An 18199-nucleotide genomic window follows, 5' to 3' on the forward strand; every position below is an offset into this window, starting at 1 on the left:
TGTCGTCCCGGAGCCCCGATGTTACACAACATCGGCCCGGCGGGGCGTTGCCAAGTCAGGCAACGGGTCCCAATTCCGGACAATGTGACCCAAACGGCCCACGATCACGGCAGGAACAGGGCCAGTGCATCGTCCAGGCGGGCGCGATCGATGGCCGGATCGAACCAGCGCGCGTCCCGTTCTCCGCGCAACCAGGTCAGCTGGCGCTTGGCGAGCTGGCGGGTGGCGGCGATGGCGCGCTCACGGAACGCCGCCGCATCGCCCTGGCCGTCGAGATACTCCCACGCCTGGCGATAGCCCACGGCGCGCACTGCCGGCAGGTCGAGGGGGACGGCGACGGCCTGCATGCCGGGCAGTGCGCGCAGGCGGTGGACTTCGTCGAGAAAGCCTTGTTCGAGCATCAGGTCGAAGCGGCGCGCGATGCGCTCATGCAGCACGGTGCGATCGGCCGGTGCGAGTACCAGCTTCAGCACGCGGAACGGCAGGCGCATGCCGCGTGCTTCGCGCTGCCATTGGCTGATGGGCTTGCCGGTGAGGCGGTACACCTCCAGCGCACGCTGGATGCGCTGCGGATCGGTGGCATGGATGCGCGCGGCGGCGGCGGGATCGACCCGGGCCAGCGCCGCATGCAGGGCCGGCCAACCCTGCGCCTGCGCTTCCGCGGTGATCTCGGCGCGCAATGCGGCATCCGCCGCCGGCATGGCGGCCAGCCCTTCGAGCAGGGCCTGGAAATAGAGGCCGGTGCCGCCGGCGAGGATCGGCAATCGCCCGCGCGACGCGATGCCGTCCAGCCCGACGCGTGCCTCCTGCGCGAACTCGGCCGCCGAATACGCCTGCCACGGGTCGCGCACGTCCAGCAGGTGATGCGGCACGCGCGCCCGCTCTTCCACCGTGGGTTTGGCCGCACCGATGTCGAGGCCCCGGTAGACCAGCGCCGAATCCACGCTGACGATCTCGCCACCGAAACGTTGCGCCACTTCCAGCGCGAACGCGGTCTTGCCCGACGCGGTCGGGCCCATGATGGCGATGGCGAGGGGACGGGCATCGAGCGGCATGCGGGTATTGTCGCATCCGTCCGCCACGCAGCCCGGCGTGGCGGCTGGGCCGGCCCTCTACTCGTCGTCGGGCCAGCGGATCGTCGGCGCGGCGGTCGGCTTGCGGGGCGCCGGGATGGCGGCGACGGCATTCCATATCTTCAACGCATCCACCGTGGCGGCCACGTCGTGCACGCGCACGATGGCCGCGCCGCGCTGCACGGCGATCAGGTGCGCGGCCACCGATCCGGCCACGCGATCAGCCGGCGCATCACGGCCGGTGAGCTGCCCGATGCTGCGCTTCCGCGACAGGCCCGCCAGCACCGGCACGCCGAGCTCGACGAAGCGGTCCAGCTGCGCCAGCAACTGCAGGTTGTGCGGGGTGTCCTTGCCGAAACCGAAGCCGGGATCGATGATGATGTGCTTCTTGGCGATGCCGGCCATTTCGGCCGCGAAGATGCGCTCGGCGAGGAACCGGTGTACCTCGCCGATGACGTCGTCGTATTGCGCTGCGGCCTGCATCGAACGCGGCTCGCCCTGCATGTGCATCAGGACCACCGGTACGCCGAGCGTCGCGGCGGTGTCGAGCGCACCGTCGCGGCGCAGGCCGTAGACGTCGTTGATCATGCCCGCACCGGCCTGCACGGCGGCGCGCATCACGTCCGGTTTGGAGGTGTCGACGCTGATCGGCACCGCGACCTGCGCGGCAAGCCGTGCGATCACCGGTATCACGCGGCGCAGTTCCTCCTCCAGCGCCACCTCGTCCGCGCCCGGGCGCGTGGATTCGCCCCCGATGTCCAGCAGGTCCGCGCCCTCTTCCACCAGTTTCAACGCGTGCGCGACAGCCGCTTCCGTCGTGTCATGCGCGCCGCCATCGGAAAACGAATCCGGGGTGACGTTGACGATGCCCATCACCTGCGGGCGGTCGAGCCGGAGGATGCGGCCGGCGCAGTCGAGCTGGGGGACGGTGTCGAACATGCGCTTCTCCCGATGTGCTGCACGCATTGTAGAGCGCACTCCGTTGTGGGAGCGACGCCAGTCGCCGCCCACCGTGACGGACGCGGCACGAGGAAGCATCGCGCCTCGCGTCGCTTCCGCCAGACCGGAACGACGAAGGCCTGGCATGGCCAGGCCTTCGCGTCACGCGACGGGTGGATCAACGCGCCTCAGGTCTGCGCGGCCGGACCCCCGATCGGCGGCAGCGGACGCGACTCGGGCTTGTCGTCGTCCTTGCCGGTCTTGTTCCAGCCCATCGGCGGCGGCGGCTCGCGCCCTTCCATGATGGCGTCGATCTGCGGCACGTCGATCGTTTCGTACTCCAGCAGCAGCTGCGACATGGTGTGCAACTTGTCCATGTTCTCCGTCAGGATCGTCTTGGTGCGCGCATAGGCGCGATCCAGGATGGCGCGGACGACTTCGTCGATCCGGCGCGCGGTCTCGTTGGAGACGTTCTTGTGCTGGGTGACCGAGCGGCCGAGGAAGACTTCATCCTCTTCCTCGCCATAGGCGATCGGCCCCATCTCGTCGCTCAGGCCCCACTTGGTGACCATGTTGCGCGCCATCTTGGTGGCGCGTTCGATGTCGTTGGACGCGCCCGTGGTGACCTTGTCGGCACCGAAGATCAACTCCTCGGCGACGCGGCCGCCATACAGCGAACACAGTTGCGACTCGATGGCCACGCGGTTGAGCGAATACTTGTCGCCTTCCGGCAGGTACATGGTCACGCCCAGCGCGCGGCCGCGCGGGATGATGGTGACCTTGTAGACCGGATCGTGTTCCGGCACCAGACGACCGACGATGGCATGGCCGGCCTCGTGGTAGGCGGTGAGCGTCTTCTCGTCCTCGCTCATCGCCATCGAACGGCGTTCGGCGCCCATCAGGATCTTGTCGCGCGCGCGGTCGAAGTGGTCCATGCGGACTTCCTTCGCGTTCTCGCGCGCGGCGAACAGGGCGGCCTCGTTGGCGAGGTTGGCCAGGTCGGCACCGCTGAAGCCCGGCGTGCCGCGCGCGATGACCATCGGCTCGACATCGTCCGCCAGCGGCAGCTTGCGCATGTGCACGCGCAGGATCTGTTCGCGGCCCTTCACGTCAGGCAACCCGACCACGACCTGGCGATCGAAGCGGCCCGGACGCAGCAGCGCCGGGTCCAGCACGTCGGGACGGTTGGTGGCGGCGATGACGATGACGCCTTCGCCCCCCTCGAAGCCGTCCATCTCGACCAGCAGCTGGTTCAAGGTCTGCTCGCGCTCGTCATGGCCGCCGCCGAGGCCGGCACCGCGGTGGCGGCCGACGGCGTCGATTTCATCGATGAAGATGATGCACGGCGCGTGCTTCTTGGCCTGCTCGAACATGTCGCGCACGCGGCTGGCGCCGACGCCGACGAACATCTCGACGAAGTCCGAACCGGAAATGCTGAAGAACGGCACCTTGGCTTCGCCGGCGATGGCCTTGGCCAGCAGCGTCTTTCCGGTGCCGGGCTGGCCGACCATCAGCACGCCGCGCGGGATCTTGCCGCCCAGCTTCTGGAACTTGCCCGGATCGCGCAGGAACTCGACCAGTTCGCCGACCTCCTCCTTCGCCTCGTCGCAACCGGCGACGTCCGCGAAGGTCACCTTCACCTGGTCCTCGCCCTGCAGCTTGGCGCGCGACTTGCCGAAGGACATCGCGCCCTTGGCACCGCCGCCACCGCCCTGCATCTGGCGCATGATGAAGATCCAGAAGCCGATGATCAGCAGCACGGGCAGGAAGTTCAGCAGGATCGCGACCAGCGAGATGCCGCTGTCGGGCTGCTCACGGTCAAAGGTGACGTTCTTGCTGATCAGTTCGTTGACGAGGCTGGGATCCTGCGGACCGTAGACCGTGCCCGTCTGGCCGTCCTTGCGCTTGAAGGTGATCGCGTTGGTCGACAGATTGCTCTCGTTGGTGAACTGCACCGACGCGACGCGGCCCGCTTCGACTTCCTGCAGGAACTCGGAATACGTGATCGCGCCACTGGTGGTCGTGGCCCCGCCCTTGGGCGAGAAGCTCTGGAAGACGACCATCAGCACGACGGCGACGACTACCCACAGCAGAAGATTCTTGGTCAGGTCGTTCATCCTCATCGGCTCCGGCGTTCCTCTTTCGTAATACGCACTTTACGTCACCTTACTTGATCTGGATCCGCTTGCCCTGTCCCAGGGCATACACCTCGGGGGAGCGCTTGCGGGACGCGTCCGGTTTGCGGATCGCCACCTTGTCATAGCGGCGGCGAAGCTCGCGGATGTAGTCGTCGGAACCGGTGCCCTGGAACAGCTTGATCAGGAACGCCCCGCCCGGCTTCAGGTGGCTGTCGGCGAACTCCATGGCCAACTCCGCCAGATGCATCATCCGCGGCTGGTCGACCGCATCCACACCACTCTTATTGGGGGCCATATCCGACAGCACAAGGTCCACGGGAGCGCCGTCCAGCATGGCTTCCAACTGGGATAGGACGCTGTCTTCCCTGAAATCCCCATGAAGGAACTCCACCCCGGCCAGCGGCGGCATGTCGAGGATGTCCATCGCCACCACGCGGCCACTGTCGCCCAATGCCTGGCGGACGAACTGCGACCAGCCGCCCGGCGCGGCGCCCAGGTCGACGACGACCATGCCCGGCTTGAGCAGGCGGTCGCGCTCCAGCAGTTCTTCCAGCTTGTAGGCAGCCCGCGACCTGAGGCCCTCGGCCTGGGCCTTCTTCACGTAGGGATCGGAGAAGTGTTCCTTCAGCCAGCGCTGGCTGCTCTTGCTGCGGGTGGCCATGTCGGCGAGGTCTCCGGGCACGCTGCGACGGGAGCCGCCGGAGCCGTTCGTGGGGGTGGCCATGATACCCTGATCACCCTTTTGAACCCGTACCGTGCCGCATGCCTGTCGCCCTGACCGCTGCCCAGACCCGTTTCCTGCGCGGCCAGGCCCACGACCTGAAGGCGCTGCTGCAGATCGGCAACAAGGGTGTCACGCCGGCCTTCATCGCCGAGCTGGATGCCGTGCTTGAGCAGCACGAACTGGTCAAGGTGAAGGTCGCCGGCGAGGACCGCGACGCCCGCGACGCGATGATCGACGACCTGGCCGACAAGGCCGACGCCGCCCTGGTGCAGCGCATCGGCCACACGGCCGTGCTGTATCGGCCCAGCAAGGAACGCCGGCACATCGTGCTGCCGCGCGGCTGATCCCGGCGCGCAGGTCGCCCGCCATGCAACTGAACCACGAACTGCCCGACTACGCCTTCACCCTGCGGTCCGCCGACGGCCAGTCCGCCCGGGTGAACGACCGGACGCTGTCGGCCAGCTTCATCCTCTCGCCGCAGCAACTCGTCGAAGACTGGCCGGTACGCGACAGCGCTTCGCTTGCACCGGACGATCTGGCGCCGCTGCTGGCGCTGAAGCCGGAAGTGGTCCTGCTGGGCACCGGCGAGCGCCAGGTGTTCCCGCCTGCAGCGGTCATGGCCGCGTGCCTGAGCCTGGGCGTCGGCCTTGAGGTCATGACGAACGCCGCTGCCGCCCGCACGTTCAACGTGCTGGCCAGTGAATCTCGCAAGGTCGTGGCCGGGTTCCTGCTGGCGCCACGCTGACCGCGTCATGGCGATGCGGCACCTGCTCCTGCTGCCCGCCATCCTGTTCGCCACCGCATGCAACCGGGCCCCACCGGATGCCGCGCAGCGCTACGACGATTGGCGGCAGGGCGCCGGCGCACAGAGCCTGACCGCTTACGAACGCATGCTGACCGACGCCGGTGTCGGTGGTGTGGTGCCGATGCATGCGCTGCTGCGCTCCAGCCGCCGCTGGCGGACCTGCCAGGCGCCGGAGTTCCTGTTGCCCCCTTCCGACCGCGCCGCCGCCATCGTGCCGACCCTGCGCGTGGTCGCGCAATTGCAGGCCTTGGGTATCGTCGAAGGCAGCAACGTGCGCTCCGGTTACCGTTCCGCCGCGCTGAACCGCTGTTCGGGAGGGAGCACGCGCAGCCGCCACCTCCTCAACACTGCACTGGACTTCGACCTCGCCGACGGCAGCCAAGCAAGCGCCCTGTGCGAGTTCTGGCGCACGCGGGGTCCGTCACTGGCGATGGGACTGGGCTTCTACACGCCGACCAGGATCCACATCGATACGTCCGGGCACCGTACCTGGGGCAACGACCACCAGCGCGGAACCTCGCTGTGCGCCACCGGCGCGACGGGTCAGTCGGCCGCGCGGGCCAACCGCACCCGGACACCGTAGTGGTCGGACGGCCAGGCGCCCTGCGCGTCGGACTGGTCAAGGATGATGTCCGCGTCGACGACGCGGAACGCCTCGCGCTGGGCGAAGACATGATCGATGCGGATCTGCGGATGACCCAGGTGCGTGTTGAGCGTGGTGTGCACCGGCGTGTTGGTGTCCACGCCCGCGTGCGCCTCGGAGTAGGCCTCGAGGAAGCGCGTGCGCAGCGGCGCCAGTTCCGGCGTGTCCGAACGCGTGTTGAAGTCGCCGCCGATGATCGAGGGTGCGTCACCGGCCGTCTCGTCGATCAGCGCGAGCACGCCCGCGATCTGTTCGGCACGTATCGCCCCGCCCCCCGGCTTGTAATGCAGATGGGTCACGTAGACGTTCAACGGCATCCCGTGCACCGTCGTCCGCACCCAGCCCGCATTCCGGTAATCGTCGAGTGGCGCGAGCTTCACTTCACGCGACTGTTCGATCGCGCCCTTGACCAGGATGGCGTTGCCATAGCGCCGTGGCTGTTCCGGTGCATCGGCCGAGAAGAACCGGCACCGGTAGCCGAGGCGTGAGGCCAGCACCTGCGCCTGGTTGGGCAGCGCGGCATCCTGCAGCACTTCCTGCAACACGATCACGTCCGGCGACAGCGCTTTCAACCCGGCGACGATCATGTCCTGGCGATGGGGCCAGTCCTGCTTGTCGTGCCACAGGTTGAGGGTGACCACGTCGACGGTCGACGCCGCCGGTGCGCTGCGTGGCCGCTGGCAGGCGACCAGAGCCACCACCGCCATCAGCCCCAACGTCATCAGGGCCCGCTTCCGCCATATCGACACGGTCATCGGCACGATACTCAACGCGCGGGGAGATACTGCAGCGGATCGACCGGTTTGCCGTTGTGGCGGATCTCGAAGTGGAGCATCTCGCGCGATGCGCCGCTGCTGCCCATTTCCGCGATCTGCTGGCCGGCCTTGATGTTCTGGCCTTCATTCACCAGCCGCTTGCGGTTGTGGCCGTATGCGGACAGCCAGGCTTCGCTGTGTTTGATGATGATCAGTTCGCCATAACCCACCAGGCCGGCGCCGGAGTACACCACCACGCCGTCCGCCGCCGCGCGCACCGCCTGGCCGCTGCTGCCTGCGATGTCGATGCCCTGCTTGGTGGCATCTCCTGCGACGAAACGTCCGATCAGATGGCCTTCCGCCGGCCAGCGCCACGAGAATCCGGCGTTCGCCGGCGCTGGCGTCGCGACAGGACGCGTGACCGGTGCGGGCGGTGTCGGGCGCGTGGTCGCGCCGGTGACGGGCTTGGGGGGCGTGGTCGTCGCGGTGGGCCGGCTGCCGGCGCTGCCCGGATACAGCTTCAGCGATTGACCGGGGTAGATCGTGTAGGGCGGCGCGATGCCGTTCCAGCGCGCGAGGTCGTTGACATCGACCCCATTGCGGAATGCGATGCCGAACAGGGTATCGCCGCGCTGCACGCGCACCGTCGCACCCGGCTTGGCCTGCGAAGGTTTGCGGGTCGATGACGAGGACGGCTCGCGCACCACCGTGGTCGAGCAGGCGCCCAGCATCGCCACGGCAAAGCCGATCATGAGGGCGCGCGTCATTCGATTGCGGGAGCAGAGCGTCGTGGTCATGCGTGGAGTCGTTTCCTCAAGGCGTGGCTTGGCGGCCTCAGCCGGTCAATCGCTGGAACAGTTCGCGCACCGCGACGCCGCCGCCACCGATCAGTACGCTGAAGTAGATGATCGTGCCGATGTTGGCCAGATGGCCCAGCAGGATCGCACCCCCGTCGCGCTGGATGAAACCGATGGCGTACAACAACAGCGCCAAGGCTGGCAGGGTATTGCTGAATGGCACGAATCCGAACGGTGCCATCAACAGCAGTGCGGCCAGGATGAAAGCAAGATTGTTGAGCGTCCCCTGCCCCGCACCGTCGACGAAAAAGCGCAGGCGGCGCGGCCGGCTGATCTTCTCCATCCTGCGGACCCATACGAGTCCGCCGATCAGGCCCGGTCGCAGGCGATCGGCCGGCAATGCCTTGTCCTTCACGCGTGCCGGCAGCCACAGCGGGCGGTTGATCAACCGGCTTACCCCGACCAGCAGGATGGCCGCGCCGAACACGGTGCTGACGCCCGGGATCGACACCGGGATCAGGAACACAAGCGTCAGCAGGATGGTCAGCAACAGCAGCCCTTCGTCGCTGAAGACATCCAGCAGTTCGCCCAGGCTCAAGGTGTCCGGCGGAAGGCGCTCGATGATGTCCGCCAGTTGCTCGCCCAGCGAAGCCGCCTGATCGAGCGCATCTGCGTCGTGTTGCGGATCCGTCACGCCGCTCAATCCAGGGTTCCCGACAGCAGCGGCACGAAGACCACGGGGGCCAGCGTGGTTTCTTCCACGCTGCCATCCGGGCGCTTCAGCAGGCGCACCAGGGATTGCGAACCACTGCCGCCGACCGGCGCGACAAGTTGCCCGCCCACGGCGAGTTGTTCCACCAGCACGGGCACCAGCGCGGGAGCGGCGGCGGTCACGATGATCGCATCGTACGGACCGTGCTCGGCCCAGCCGATGCGGCCATCGTCGTGCTTGCTGCGCACGTTCATGCCCAGCTGGCGCAGGCGCTTGCGGGCTTGCCGCAGCAGGTCGCCGATGCGCTCGACGGTATGCACTTCGAGCCCGAGCATGGCGAGCACTGCAGCCTGGTAACCCGAACCCGTGCCGATCTCCAACACCTTCTTCGGCGAGGTCTCCAGCAGCACTTCGGTCATCCTCGCCACCACCCAGGGCTGGGAAATGGTCTGGCTGTGGCCGATCGGCAGCGCCGTGTCCTCGTAGGCGCGCGTTGCCAACGCCTCATCGACGAACAGGTGACGCGGCAGCGTGCGGATGACATTGAGCACGCGCTCGTCGGTGATGCCGGACTCGCGCAGGCGGTCCACCAGGCGATCGCGCACGCGCTGGGACGTCATGCCCATGCCGACGGCCTCGGGCTGCAGACGCAGCCGCGGCGTCATGGGGCGTCCTCGAGTGCGGCAGTCAATCCGCCCACCCAGCCGGCGACCTTCTCCAGCGCCTGATAGCGCGTCAGATCGACGTGGATCGGTGTGATGGAAATATGGCCGGTACGCACGGCATGGAAATCGGTGCCGGGGCCTGCGTCCTGCTCGCGCCCCGCGGGACCGATCCAGTACACGGTATGGCCGCGCGGGTCAGGCTGCGGCACGCAGGGCTCGGAGCGGTGGCGGTTGCCGAGGCGGGTGACCTCGAAGCCCCGCAGGTCGGACCAGGCGAGGTCGGGGACGTTGACGTTGAGGATGGTGTCAGCCGGCAACGGATCGGACTTCAGCCGGGCCACGATCTCCACCGCAGCGCGCGCGGCGGTTTCGTAGTGCTTCGCATCGTGGTTCCGGGTGACCAGCGACATCGCCACCGCCGGCAAGCCGAGGAAGCGGCCTTCCATCGCCGCCGACACCGTGCCGGAGTAGATGACGTCGTCGCCCAGGTTGGCCGTGTTGTTGATGCCCGACACCACGATGTCGGGCTCGAACTCCAGCATCCCGGTCAACGCCAGGTGCACGCAGTCCGTCGGCGTGCCCGCCACGCTGCAGGTGTAGTGATCAATGCGCTTGAGCCGGATCGGCAGGTCCAGCGTCAGCGAATTGCTGGCGCCCGAGCGGTCGCGGTCGGGGGCGACCACGTACACTTCGTGGCCCGCACTGCGCAGGCCTTCTGCCAGGATTCGGATGCCGGGGGCGTCAACGCCGTCGTCGTTGCTGACCAGTACGCGCATGGGTTTCCTCGGGGACGGCCCCATGATACCGGAACCACGCCGCAGCTTCCCGCGCTTGCGTCACGTGCCGATGCCGCTACGCTGGCGACATGTCCCGCCCCACGCCTCCCGACGACGATGACGCCGCGCTGTTCCGCGATGCGATCGGCGAGGTGCGACGGTTGCAGGAAGCGCCGCCACCGCCACGCAAGGCGCCGCCGAAGCCTTCGGCGCGCATGGCCGATCGCGACGAGCACGAAGCGCTTGGCGAGTTCCAGCGTGGCATGGAATCCCTAGATGTACGCGCCGCCGGTGATGTATTGAGCTACCGCCGCGAGGCGCTCTCACCGCGCGCCTTCCAGCGCCTCAAGCGTGGGCAGTTCTCGGTACAGGACGAACTGGACCTGCATGGCGCCACCGCGCTGCAGGCGGAGGGCCTGCTACGCCGGTTCTTCGCGGAAGCGCATGCGCATGACCATGGCTGCGTGCGCGTGATCCATGGCAAGGGCCAGCGCTCCGAAGGCGATGCACCTGTATTGAAGAATCTCGTGGACCGGGTATTGCGCCAGCGCGCGGACGTGCTGGCGTTCCATTCGGCACCGCCCGCGCAGGGCGGCACGGGCGCGGTCCTGGTATTGCTGGCACGAAGCCGCAGCTGATCAGGACGCCCCTGCCGCCGTTCCGACAGGCATGGGCGTCGACCACTCTGGGGCCAGACTCACTGCTTGTTGGCAGTGCTGTCCTCGATCCGCGGGGGATTCACCCACGTCAGGTGGATGCCACGACGCTTGGCGATCCGCTCGACATAGGCGATGTACTGCTGCTCGGCGGTCAATTGACGCTGGGCGGGCGGCGGCGAACTGGCGGTTCCACGCGTACTGGCGCATGCGGCCAGCAAGGCGCAGACGGACAACACAACTGCAAGGCGAAGCATGGTGTTCATGGCGACCCTCCGGCGTGTGGAAAGAACCTGTGGGGCGCCCTCCAGCGGTCTGCAGCCGGCACGTCGCTGGCGACGCCTGTTTCCGCTTATACGCCTGCTGGACGGCGCTTCCAGTGTCTTCAGTCGCGTTCCGACGGACGGTCTTGCGGCTGCGACGCATCCCGCGTCGAACCCAGTTCGTGGAGCACCGCCGTCGCGTAACTCCCCGGCGGCAAGGCGAATGCCAACCGCAGCACATCGGTCGACAGCCATTGCCAGGCCAGGCCGTCGGGCCGCAATCGCAACGCACGCCGCTCCTGCTTCAGCCCTTCGCGCTCCAGCCCGGCCCGCATCGCGGCCGCATCATCCCCCTGCAGCGCGCGCTCCTCGCAAAGGCGTGCCGCAGCCTCCACGCGCGGCTCTCCCTGGCCCCACAACGGACCGGAGGGATGGATGTCGAAACCGGCCAGCCGCTGTGCCAGCGCATCGCTCCAGGGTTCCGGCCCGAACACGCTGCGGCTGCCCGCAAGCGTCCAGACTTCGCCCTCCAGCCCCCGATTCCAGCTGCCATCGGCGATCCGGGCCGCCAGCACCCGGTTGAACAAGGCGGAACGCGCCGCCGACAGCAGTATCGAGCGTTGTTCGCGACGCACCCGCCGACCCGCGAACATCGCCAATGCCGCCGCGACATTGCCGCCGTCGCGACCGAATCGCTGTTCGCCGAACCAGTTCGGGAGGCCATGCAGGGCGATGTCGCGCAATCGCGCCTCGATGGCCCCGGCATCGCCAACGACATCGCGCAGCACCAGTTCGAAGCGATTGCCCGCCAAGGCTCCGCGCGGGAGCTTGCGCGAATGCCAGGTCGACTCGATCACCGCCAGGTCGTCGGAGGCAAGAGCCGCCAGATCGGGCGCCGTCTTGCGCGGCAGATGGACGCTGAAACGCTGTCGCGTGACCGCGTGCCGGTCCTTCAGGCCCGCATACCCCACGCCCATCTCCCCGATGCCCGCCCATGCGGCGATGCGCTTGGCCGCGAACTGGGTGTTCATGCCGCGCTTCTCGACGGTCAGCAGCAGGTGCTCACCCTCGCCGGAAGGCGCGAAGCCGGGCAATTCCTCCACGAAGAAGTCTTCCGGCGCGTTGCGCATGGTCGCGGACAGCACGGATGCGCCGAACGCACGGGGCAGCTCTTCGCTCACGCCTTCACCAGCAGCACGACCGCCTGCGCCGCGATGCCCTCGCCGCGGCCGGTGAACCCCAGCGTCTCGGTGGTGGTGGCCTTGATGCTGACGGCATCGATATCGACGCCCAGGTCTTCCGCCACGCATGCCCGCATCGCACCGGCATGCGGGCCGACCTTCGGCCGCTCGCAGATCACGGTGACGTCGGCGTTGCCGACGCGCCAGCCCCGCCCGCCGATGAGGGCGTTGCAATGGCGCACGAATGCACGGCTGTCCGCCCCTTTCCAGCGGTCATCCGACGGCGGGAAGTGCAGGCCGATATCACCCAGCGCCAGCGCGCCCAGCATGGCGTCGCACAGCGCATGCAGCACCACGTCACCATCGCTGTGCGCGAGCACGCCGCGTTCATGGGGCACGCGCACGCCTCCGAGCATGACATGGTCGCCATCGCCGAAGGCGTGCACATCGAAGCCCTGCCCGATGCGGATGTTCAATGAGTCGGACATGTCGTTCCCGGTTCGGCGTCAGCGATCGCGTTGTGCCAGTTCGTAGGCGAACCGCGCCAGGTCCGCCGGCGTGGTGATCTTGAAATTGCTTTCGGAGCCTTCCACCAGCAACGGCCGCAGGCCCAGGCGCTCCATCGCCATCGCTTCGTCGGTGACTTCCACACCGTCGGCCGTGGCGGCCTCCAAAGCACGGGTCAGCTGCAGACGGCGGAACAACTGCGGGGTGAAGGCACGCCACAGCCGCTCCCGCGGCTCGGTGGCATCGATGCCGCCATCGTCGCCCGCACGCTTCAACGTGTCGCGCACGGGGGCGGCGAGGATGGCGCCGACCGGATCGTTGCGGCCGCGTTCCAGCAGCTGCGACAGGTCTGCGAGCGACAGGTTCGGACGCGCGGCGTCGTGTACCAGCACGAAGTCATCCGCGCGCACATCGCCCGGCAGCGACTGCAGGCCGGCCAGCACGGACGCCGCACGGCTCGCACCCCCGATACAGGCGCGCACCGGTTTGCCCGCGAACTCGGTCCAGCGCGGCCAGTCCGGGTCGTTCTCGGAGACCGGCACCACCGCACCCTCCACCGCGTCATGCGCGAACAGGGCCGCCAGCGTATGCGCAATCAGGGGCGCGCCATCGACAACGAGATACTGCTTGGGAAGCTCGCCGCCGAAGCGCGTACCGCGTCCGGCGGCAGGCACGACGGCCCAGATGCGGGCCATCAGGGAACGGGCTCCGCGACATCACCGTCGCTTCCCGCCTCGTCACTGGTCGCGACCGGTGTCGGCGCCGCCGGTTCGACCACGCGGTAGAACTTCTCGCCCGGCTTGATCATGCCCAGCTCGCTGCGCGCGCGCTCCTCCACCGCCGATTCGCCGGACTTGAGGTCCTCGACTTCGGCGGCGAGGGCGTCGTTGCGCTCCTGAAGGCCGGCATTTTCGCGCTTCTGCGCCTCGACCTGCTGCTCCAGCGCGACGACCTGGCCGGAACTGCCCACGCCGAACCAGAACTTGTACTGCAGCCATCCCAGCAGCAGTACGAGCACCAGCAGCAACCAGGGCGCCTTGCGCATGGATTACTTCTTCAGCGACACGAAGGCGTTTCGACCGGCATAGCGCGCCTTGCCGCCCAGCGCTTCTTCGATGCGCAGCAGCTGGTTGTACTTGGCCACGCGGTCGCTGCGGCACAGCGAACCGGTCTTGATCTGCGTGGCCGTGGTGGCCACCGCGATGTCGGCGATGGTGGTGTCCTCGGTTTCGCCGGAGCGGTGCGAGACGACCGACGCGTAGTTGGCGTGGTGCGCCATCGCGATGGCTTCCAGCGTTTCGCTGAGCGTGCCGATCTGGTTGACCTTGATCAGGATGGCGTTGGCGGTGCCGGACTCGATGCCTTCCTTGAAGATCTTCGGGTTGGTGACGAACAGGTCGTCGCCGACCAGCTGCACCTTCTTGCCGATCCGGTCGGTCAGCAGCTTCCAGCCCGCCCAGTCGTCCTCGGCCAGGCCATCCTCGATGGTGATGATGGGGTACTGCGCGGCCCAGTCCGCGAGGAAGTCGACGAACTGCTCGCTGGTCAGGCGCTTGTTCTCGCCCACCAGGTGGTACTTGCCGTTGTCGAAGAACTCGCTGGAGGCCACGTCCAGGCCCAGCAGCACATCTTCGCCGGCCGTGTAGCCGGCCTTGCCGATGGCTTCGAGGATGGTGTCCAGCGCCTCGACGTTGCTGCGGAAGTCCGGGGCGAAGCCGCCTTCGTCGCCAACCGCCGTGCTCAGGCCGTGGCCCTTCAGCACCGACTTCAGCGAGTGGAAGATCTCGGTGCCGGCACGCAGCGATTCGGCGAACGAATCGAAACCGACCGGCAGCACCATGAACTCCTGGAAGTCCACGTTGTTGTCCGCGTGCGCACCGCCGTTGATGATGTTCATCATCGGCACCGGCAGGGTGACGTCGTTGCCGTTGGCGAGGTGCTGCCACAGCGGGATCTTCTTCGACGCCGCCACCGCATGCGCGTTGGCCAGCGACACACCCAGCAGCGCATTCGCGCCCAGGCGACCCTTGTTCTCGGTGCCGTCCAGATCGATCAGGCGGCGGTCCAGGCCTTCCTGGTCGGTGGCGTCGAACCCATGCAGCGCGTTGGCGATGGGGCCGTTGACGTTTTCCACCGCCTTGCGGACGCCCTTGCCCAGGTAACGCGTCTTGTCGCCATCACGCAGTTCGACCGCTTCCTTGGTGCCGGTCGAGGCGCCGGACGGCACCATCGCGCGACCGAAGGAACCGTCGTCCAGCGTGACCTCGGCTTCGAGGGTGGGATTGCCGCGGGAATCGAGGATTTCGCGGGCGTGGATCTTGGCGATCTGGGTCATCGTGTCGTGTGCTCAGCTCAGAGAGTGGATTCGAGGAAACCGTTCTTCTTGGTGATGCCGTCCAGCGCCAGCAGGGTTTCCAGCAGCGCTTCCATCTTGTCCAGCGGCCACGCGTTCGGGCCATCGGACAGGGCCTTGGCCGGATCCGGGTGGGTCTCGGCGAACAGGCCGGCCACGCCGACGGCGACGGCCGCGCGCGCCAGCACCGGCACGAATTCGCGCTGGCCGCCGGAGCTGGTGCCCTGCCCGCCCGGCAACTGCACCGAATGGGTCGCGTCGAACACCACCGGGCATCCGGTATCGCGCATCACGCTCAGCGAGCGCATGTCGCTGACCAGGTTGTTGTAGCCGAAGGACGCTCCGCGCTCGCAGACCATGATGTCCTGGTTGCCCGTGGACTTGGCCTTGTCGACGACCGGCTTCATGTCCCACGGCGACAGGAACTGGCCCTTCTTGATGTTGACCGGCTTGCCGGCGGCGCAGACCTTCCGGATGAAGTCGGTCTGGCGGACCAGAAAAGCGGGCGTCTGCAACACGTCGACGACGGCCGCGACTTCATCCATCGGCGTGTATTCGTGCACATCCGTGAGCACCGGCACGCCGACCTGCTTCTTCACGGCGTCGAGCACCTTCAGGCCTTCCTCCATGCCGGGACCACGGAAGCTGGTGCCGGAGGTGCGGTTGGCCTTGTCGAAGCTGGACTTGAAGATGAAGTTCATCCCCAGCTTGCCGGTGATTTCCTTCAGGCGGCCGGCCACGTCGATCTGCAACTGCATCGACTCGATCACGCACGGACCGGCGATCAGGAAAAGGGGCTGATCCAGGCCGACGTCAAAACCACAGAGTTTCATGCATTCACCTTTGGTCAGAGCCCCTCTCCCCCCGGGAGAGGGGTTGGGGTGAGGGTACGGCGGAATCAGCAAGGCTGGAACATCCCGGACTTCGCCGTACCCTCATCCGCCCCTTCGGGGCACCTTCTCCCGGAGGGAGAAGGAACAAGCCTTCAAGCCCGCGCTTCCTTCAACAGCTTGCCGCCGGCCTTCTTCTCGCGCGCGGCGCGGATGAAACCGACGAACAGCGGATGGCCATCGCGCGGCGTGGACAGGAACTCCGGGTGCGCCTGGCAGGCCAGGAACCACGGGTGCACGCTGCGCGGCAGTTCCACCATCTCCACCAGCAGGTCGTCCATCGACTTGGCGGCGATGACCAGACCGGCGTCTTCCAGTTGCGTGCGGTAGCGGTTGTTGAATTCGTAACGGTGGCGATGGCGCTCGGCCACCACGTCCTTGCCGTAGAGCTCGCGCGCCAGCGTGCCGGGCTTCAGGCGCTGCTCCTGCAGGCCCAGGCGCATGGTGCCGCCCAGGTCGGAGCGCTCGTCGCGCTTCTCCACGTCACCCGTCGCGGTGCGCCATTCGGTGATCAGACCGATCACGGGGTGCGGCGACTGCTTGTCGTTCTCTGTGCTGTTGGCGTCCGTCAGGCCGGCCACATGGCGTGCGTAATCCACGACCGCCGCCTGCATGCCATAGCAGATACCGAAGTACGGGAGCTTCTGCTCGCGCGCGAAGCGCGAGGTCAACACCTTGCCTTCGAAACCCCGGTCGCCGAAACCGCCCGGCACCAGGATGCCGTCCACGCCCTGCAGCAGGGCCATGTCGGTGCCTTCCAGTTCCTGGGCTTCGATCCACTTGAGATTGACGCGGGTACGCTGGCGCAAGCCACCGTGCTTGAGCGCCTCGCCGACCGATTTGTACGCATCCTGGTGGTCGACGTACTTGCCGACCACGGCGATGGTCACTTCGTCCAGCGGATTGAGCGTGGCATCGACCGCCGCTTCCCACTCGGACAGGTCCGCCGCCTTCGCGTTGTCGATGCGGAACTGGCGCAGGACGATCTCGTCCAGACCCTGCCCGTGCAACCCCATCGGAATGCGGTACAGCACGTCCACGTCCGGCACGCTGATGACGGCACGCTCGGGCACGTTGGTGAACAGCGAGATCTTGCGGCGCTCGGAGTCCGGGATCGGCTGCTCCGACCGGCACAACAACACGTCGGGCTGGATGCCGATCGACCGCAGTTCCTTCACCGAATGCTGTGTGGGCTTGGTCTTCAGCTCGCCCGCGGCCGCCACGTACGGCACCAGCGTCAGGTGCATGAAGAGGGCCTTCTCGGGACCACGCTCGGTACGGATCTGACGGATGGCCTCCAGGAAAGGAAGCGATTCGATGTCGCCGACCGTGCCGCCGATTTCCACCAGCGCCACGTCGAAGCCTTCGGTGGCCTCGTCGATGCAGCGGCGGATCTCGTCGGTGATGTGCGGAATCACCTGGACGGTGGCGCCCAGGTAGTCGCCGCGACGCTCCTTGCGGATCACGTTCTCGTAGATCCGGCCGGTGGTGACGGAATTCTTGCGGCTCAGGCGCGTGCGCACGAAGCGCTCGTAATGGCCGAGATCCAGATCGGTCTCGGCGCCGTCATCGGTGACGTACACCTCGCCGTGCTGGAACGGGCTCATGGTGCCCGGGTCGACGTTGATGTAGGGGTCCAGCTTCATCATCGTGACCTTCAGGCCACGTGCTTCGAGAATGGACGCAAGCGAAGCGGCGGCGATGCCCTTGCCTAGCGAGGACACAACGCCGCCGGTAACGAAAATCAGGGGAGTCATGGGCGGGGCTCCGGAAAGCCATAGTCTACAGGCAACACGTGTCGCCCGGAAGCGCGACGCCCCGCCGGAGCGGGGCGTCTGCCATCAGTGATGAGCCACGAAACCCTTGCGACGCAAGGGTTTCGGCGGATCTGCGGAAGGTCAGGGCTTGCGCTCTTCCTCTTCCTCGCCCGCCTTCTTCTGCTGGCCCTCGGCGGCCTTGCGCTTGGCAGCGGCCTCGTTGGCGGCACGGCGGCGCGCCTTGGCGTCGGGGTCGGACGGATCACTGGTCTGGGACTGGTCCTGCTTCGGCTTGTCGGCATCGGCGCCCGCCTTGGACTGGGCGAACGCATGGACCGCGAACAGCGCGCCGGCGACGGCGGCGGAGAGCAGCAACAGGTTGCGCGACTTCATGGGAATGCTCCTCGTGGGATGGCGGGAATCTGGGGGCACCGGATGGCGCCCGCAAGGGCTTCCATGTCCACGCCGCAAGCGTACTGCGCCCTGCCCGGCCCTGGACTGAACATGGCAAAAAAGCCGCACTGGCCGCACACTGCCGCCCGGTCCGGGATTCCGGACGGGAACA

The 18199-nt window shown here is 67.4% G+C and carries 22 protein-coding genes; 4 read left to right on the forward strand and 18 right to left on the reverse strand.

Annotated elements, in window-relative coordinates; translation table 11 throughout:
• Positions 1–104: 104 nt before the first annotated feature.
• The 4 genes from miaA to rlmE form a co-directional block, all read right to left on the reverse strand.
• On the reverse strand, positions 105–1055 hold the full coding sequence (gene miaA / locus WBN46_RS08380; protein WP_337731130.1) for a tRNA (adenosine(37)-N6)-dimethylallyltransferase MiaA: 951 nt from the start codon (positions 1053–1055) through the stop codon (positions 105–107).
• A gap of 57 nt (positions 1056–1112) precedes the next feature.
• A complete protein-coding gene (folP, locus tag WBN46_RS08385; RefSeq protein ID WP_337731131.1) occupies positions 1113–2012 on the reverse strand; it encodes a dihydropteroate synthase in 900 nt (299 codons plus the stop codon).
• A gap of 188 nt (positions 2013–2200) precedes the next feature.
• Positions 2201–4129, reverse strand: a complete 1929-nt coding sequence (gene ftsH, locus WBN46_RS08390; RefSeq protein WP_192201550.1) for an ATP-dependent zinc metalloprotease FtsH — start codon at positions 4127–4129, stop codon at positions 2201–2203.
• Positions 4130–4178: 49 nt separating this feature from the next.
• Entirely contained in the window at positions 4179–4811 is a 633-nt protein-coding gene (rlmE, locus tag WBN46_RS08395; RefSeq protein WP_142124628.1) for a 23S rRNA (uridine(2552)-2'-O)-methyltransferase RlmE, read from the reverse strand.
• Positions 4812–4912: 101 nt separating this feature from the next.
• Between rlmE and yhbY the strand changes: the two genes are divergently transcribed.
• Genes yhbY through WBN46_RS08410 form a run of 3 tightly spaced genes read left to right on the forward strand, consistent with a single transcriptional unit; the run spans position 4913 to position 6262 of the window.
• The gene (yhbY, locus tag WBN46_RS08400; protein ID WP_192201551.1) at positions 4913–5218 is read left to right on the forward strand and encodes a ribosome assembly RNA-binding protein YhbY; all 306 of its coding nucleotides are present in this window, start codon (positions 4913–4915) and stop codon (positions 5216–5218) included.
• Between the two features lie 23 nt (positions 5219–5241).
• Positions 5242–5619 carry an Mth938-like domain-containing protein gene (locus WBN46_RS08405; RefSeq protein WP_337731132.1) on the forward strand — a complete coding sequence of 126 codons (378 nt, stop codon included), beginning with the start codon at positions 5242–5244 and terminating at the stop codon, positions 5617–5619.
• A gap of 13 nt (positions 5620–5632) precedes the next feature.
• Entirely contained in the window at positions 5633–6262 is a 630-nt protein-coding gene (locus tag WBN46_RS08410) for a D-Ala-D-Ala carboxypeptidase family metallohydrolase (RefSeq protein WP_337731133.1), read from the forward strand.
• Here WBN46_RS08410 and WBN46_RS08415 read toward each other — a convergent pair.
• From WBN46_RS08415 to surE, 5 genes are read right to left on the reverse strand one after another with little or no spacing between them, the layout of a single operon-like run.
• A complete protein-coding gene (locus WBN46_RS08415) occupies positions 6223–7044 on the reverse strand; it encodes an endonuclease/exonuclease/phosphatase family protein (RefSeq protein ID WP_337731134.1) in 822 nt (273 codons plus the stop codon). The genes WBN46_RS08410 and WBN46_RS08415 overlap by 40 nt on opposite strands.
• A 44-nt stretch (positions 7045–7088) precedes the next feature.
• A complete protein-coding gene (locus WBN46_RS08420; RefSeq protein WP_337731135.1) occupies positions 7089–7874 on the reverse strand; it encodes a peptidoglycan DD-metalloendopeptidase family protein in 786 nt (261 codons plus the stop codon).
• Between the two features lie 37 nt (positions 7875–7911).
• The gene (locus WBN46_RS08425; RefSeq protein ID WP_337731136.1) at positions 7912–8568 is read right to left on the reverse strand and encodes an exopolysaccharide biosynthesis protein; all 657 of its coding nucleotides are present in this window, start codon (positions 8566–8568) and stop codon (positions 7912–7914) included.
• Between the two features lie 5 nt (positions 8569–8573).
• Complete coding sequence (locus tag WBN46_RS08430) at positions 8574–9251, reverse strand: protein-L-isoaspartate(D-aspartate) O-methyltransferase (RefSeq protein WP_298121883.1); 678 nt, start codon at positions 9249–9251, stop codon at positions 8574–8576.
• Positions 9248–10027 (reverse strand): 5'/3'-nucleotidase SurE, encoded by a 780-nt coding sequence (gene surE, locus WBN46_RS08435; RefSeq protein WP_192201558.1) that lies wholly within the window; start codon positions 10025–10027, stop codon positions 9248–9250. The genes WBN46_RS08430 and surE overlap by 4 nt, the downstream gene beginning before the upstream one ends.
• 89 nt (positions 10028–10116) lie before the next feature.
• On the opposite strand from surE, the gene WBN46_RS08440 reads away from it, so the two are divergent.
• Positions 10117–10665 (forward strand): Smr/MutS family protein, encoded by a 549-nt coding sequence (locus tag WBN46_RS08440; RefSeq protein ID WP_337731137.1) that lies wholly within the window; start codon positions 10117–10119, stop codon positions 10663–10665.
• Between the two features lie 59 nt (positions 10666–10724).
• On the opposite strand, the gene WBN46_RS08445 is transcribed toward WBN46_RS08440, so the two are convergent.
• From WBN46_RS08445 to WBN46_RS08485, 9 genes are all read right to left on the reverse strand, one after another.
• A complete protein-coding gene (locus tag WBN46_RS08445; protein WP_192201560.1) occupies positions 10725–10949 on the reverse strand; it encodes a hypothetical protein in 225 nt (74 codons plus the stop codon).
• A 119-nt stretch (positions 10950–11068) separates the two neighbouring features.
• Positions 11069–12127 (reverse strand): tRNA pseudouridine(13) synthase TruD, encoded by a 1059-nt coding sequence (truD, locus tag WBN46_RS08450; RefSeq protein ID WP_337731138.1) that lies wholly within the window; start codon positions 12125–12127, stop codon positions 11069–11071.
• Positions 12124–12615, reverse strand: coding sequence for a 2-C-methyl-D-erythritol 2,4-cyclodiphosphate synthase (ispF, locus tag WBN46_RS08455; protein ID WP_337731139.1), 492 nt, complete (start codon positions 12613–12615; stop codon positions 12124–12126). The genes truD and ispF overlap by 4 nt, the downstream gene beginning before the upstream one ends.
• A gap of 18 nt (positions 12616–12633) precedes the next feature.
• Positions 12634–13332 (reverse strand): 2-C-methyl-D-erythritol 4-phosphate cytidylyltransferase, encoded by a 699-nt coding sequence (ispD, locus tag WBN46_RS08460; RefSeq protein ID WP_337731901.1) that lies wholly within the window; start codon positions 13330–13332, stop codon positions 12634–12636.
• Positions 13329–13679, reverse strand: a complete 351-nt coding sequence (ftsB, locus tag WBN46_RS08465) for a cell division protein FtsB (RefSeq protein ID WP_192201563.1) — start codon at positions 13677–13679, stop codon at positions 13329–13331. The genes ispD and ftsB overlap by 4 nt, the downstream gene beginning before the upstream one ends.
• Before the next feature lie 3 nt (positions 13680–13682).
• Complete coding sequence (gene eno / locus WBN46_RS08470; RefSeq protein WP_192201564.1) at positions 13683–14969, reverse strand: phosphopyruvate hydratase; 1287 nt, start codon at positions 14967–14969, stop codon at positions 13683–13685.
• Positions 14970–14986: 17 nt separating this feature from the next.
• The gene (gene kdsA, locus WBN46_RS08475) at positions 14987–15820 is read right to left on the reverse strand and encodes a 3-deoxy-8-phosphooctulonate synthase (protein WP_337731140.1); all 834 of its coding nucleotides are present in this window, start codon (positions 15818–15820) and stop codon (positions 14987–14989) included.
• A 152-nt stretch (positions 15821–15972) separates the two neighbouring features.
• Positions 15973–17634 carry a CTP synthase gene (locus WBN46_RS08480; protein ID WP_337731141.1) on the reverse strand — a complete coding sequence of 554 codons (1662 nt, stop codon included), beginning with the start codon at positions 17632–17634 and terminating at the stop codon, positions 15973–15975.
• Between the two features lie 141 nt (positions 17635–17775).
• Positions 17776–18027, reverse strand: a complete 252-nt coding sequence (locus WBN46_RS08485; RefSeq protein ID WP_192201567.1) for a hypothetical protein — start codon at positions 18025–18027, stop codon at positions 17776–17778.
• Between the last annotated feature and the right edge of the window lie 172 nt (positions 18028–18199).

Origin of the sequence: Pseudoxanthomonas sp. CCNWLW251 (assembly GCF_037402255.1) — a bacterium.
Classification (GTDB): Bacteria; Pseudomonadota; Gammaproteobacteria; order Xanthomonadales; family Xanthomonadaceae; genus Pseudoxanthomonas_A.